The 2,985-nt window shown below is 31.7% G+C and carries 2 protein-coding genes; both read right to left on the reverse strand.

Annotated elements, in window-relative coordinates:
- A partial coding sequence (locus U9R42_07270; protein ID MEA3495820.1) for a PKD domain-containing protein occupies positions 1-2,032 on the reverse strand: 2,032 nt, incomplete at its 3' end.
- Positions 2,033-2,077: 45 nt separating this feature from the next.
- A partial coding sequence (locus tag U9R42_07275) for a T9SS type A sorting domain-containing protein (protein ID MEA3495821.1) occupies positions 2,078-2,985 on the reverse strand: 908 nt, incomplete at its 5' end.

Here is a 2,985-nt window from a genome sequence, read left to right on the forward strand (position 1 = left end):
AATATTTCATTTGTCCGTTGGAATCGGTTGAAGTTGAGGCGTTACCGAAATCCCAGAAGTAACTTAAGCTAACAGGTTTTCCCCAAGCTGTTAGGTTTGTAAATTGAAAATTATTTTCATTAAAACACTGAACAGAATCATTGACAGAAAAGTCTGTAACCGGACTTGGGTGAACAATTATTTCTCTCATTGCTGTATCCCTGCAACCTTGATTTGTTTCTTCAATTAAAACTACATTAAAAGTATCGGCAATTAAATAAATGTGTTGTGCCGTATCAGCATTTGAAGTGTTGTTATCTCCGAAATGCCATGTTTTTGAGCCAATTGGGTTTGTTGAATCCTGTGGATTAAAAAAAGTGAAGTTGTTTTCGTTGAAGCATTGGGCTGTGTCGTTTATGTTTATTTTTGACTCAGGCATTGGCTGTACATAAAGCTCTTTGGCTTTTGATGTTTCACAGCCATAAGATGAGGTAACTGTTAATTGAACATTAAAAGTATCTGAAAGAAGAAATGATTTTACAGGGTTTTGCTGAAAAGAGCCGGTACTATCCCCGAAATCCCACTCGTAGGTCATGTTGCCATCTATGGCGGTGGATGAATCATAAAAATAAAACTCATTGCCAAGCAAACACTGCGAGTTATCCGCAATACCAAAATTAGCATAAGCATAATTGCTGATTCTTATTTCCCTCTCAAAGGTATCACTTGTATTATTATAAAAAATAACTGCATTTGTTATATAAATACCCGTATCTGAATACACATGTTTAGGATAAAACTGCCATGAATAATTACTATCCCCAAAATACCAGTAAACTGAATCTATGTTGGTGGTGTCTTTTAAATTAAATGCAGTACTATCCCCGAGGCAAGTGTTTTCTATTTCTATATCGGGCAGGTAGAAGTAGGACTGGAGAAAGGTGGGGAGACCATAACCTGTCATAAAATTAAAAAATGAAATTGCAGTATCTTGATAATTACATGCAATACCTTTTTCATCAGGATTATGAATACATCCTAAAAAGTTATACCAACGTGCCACATAAATTTTTTTATCAAGTCCTATTTGCATGCTATAATACCTGGAACTTGTATTATTAGTATATAATTGATTAACTGATTTTTTTATAAGGCTATCTATTCCAGAAGATAAATCAATCTGGCAAATTCCTGGTGATACTGAATATGAGCGTGCAACATAAAGATTTTTTTCGTTAGCTGAAAACTCAACTCCATATACACCATATGGAAATCCGAAATTAAAAGTAATACAATTCGATACTTTTCCTGTTTTATTATTAAAATCAAATAAATCCACTATTCCATCATATTGTATTGCACAAGCAAGTTTATTTCCTGATGGAGAGAATTTTAATTGTCCATCATTATTATTTGTGTATCCTGTATGGAGTGTACCAACAGGTGAAACTACTGCATTAGTATCCAAGCCTAAATTTTTCAATAAATATGCCCTAAATTTTTGGGAGTTCCATTCGTGAACCGTAATCCAGACTGATTTCCTATCAGAATGAAAAGTAGCAGACATTCGTTCAGTAACATTTCCGCAGATATATTGGTTTTTTAAAACAACCTCTCCCTTTCCATTATCTTTAGATATATCTAAAATATGATACCAAAAACCGGGATTTGGTCTTACAACGCCTGATACTGTAAATAGATAATATATATTTGGATTTCCTGGTTGAGGTATAATTATGGCTGCTTGTGCACTATTTGAGCTTGAATGGAGGCCATAACCATTTTTTAAAGTATCATGGTTTTTATTCCATATTGTTTTCCCATCTGTATAAAACAATAAGTTTCCGTATTTATCTGAAATGCTTGCACTGCTACGGTAAGAAAATATCTTACTATCATTCAATTTAACAACATGATTGTTTTCAAATTTTAATCCGCAGTATAATCCAAAATACCAATTTTTGGATTCTAATTGTGCATGTAAAGATGTAGGAGATACACTCCAAAGCAACAATAAAAAAGAGAATATTTTAATTTTATTTAATTTATTCATAATTTAAAAGGGTACTGATGTTTATCAGTACCCTCAATATAATAATTATTTAAATATTATTTTAGTAAACTTTGAATCAAATATTGCCGAATTAATTTTCAAATAATAAATTCCGTCAGATAATTGCCCTCTTTGGAATTGAATTAAATTATCCCCTTCTACTAATAACAATTCGGAACTATATACATTTTTTCCAAATGAATTAATAAGCATGATTTCTACCTTGCATTTAGTTTCAGAAATTAAACGAATATTATAATAACTTTCAACAGGATTAGGAAATACCATAATATTATCGAAATCAAGTACAGTGTTACTGGAATCAGTTTTTGCAATTTTATATGACCCATTTGCTGGATATTCATAAGCACCCATATCAATTTGGTTTACTGTTCTTAAATACGGAGTACCTCTAAGGTCATAAGTAGAATGGAAAAAACCTGGTATATTATCACCTGAATTAATACAAGGGGATGTAGGAGTAGAAATATTTGAAGGTAAATAATCAATTCCATTATAAGTTGTGAATTTAGGATTTGCATTAATATTATAATTATTTGGCATATTGGTAAAACTTCCAATATCACAATAGGAATATTTACCAGAACTTGCGTTAGGGGGGTTACCATTGTATTCTACATCATCCGGTGAATTATCCCAGACTATATCATTATAGAATGAAGATGAAGCACTTGTATTTGGGGAAAAATACCCCCCACCTTCATCAGCATTATTATCAGCAATAGTACAGTTGTAATACTTGGAAACAGAATTCGTATCATAAATGCCACCACCATCATCTGTTGATGTATTATTGACAATCAAACTGTTATAAATTATAGGAGAAAAACCTTTTATATAAATTCCTCCCCCATCTCTATAAGCCTCATTTTCATATACTTTATTGCTATAAAACTTTGTATTATATGCACTTAGTTTTGTACTACTAATAA

Source organism: Bacteroidota bacterium (assembly GCA_034723125.1).
Classification (GTDB): Bacteria; Bacteroidota; Bacteroidia; order CAILMK01; family JAAYUY01; genus JAYEOP01.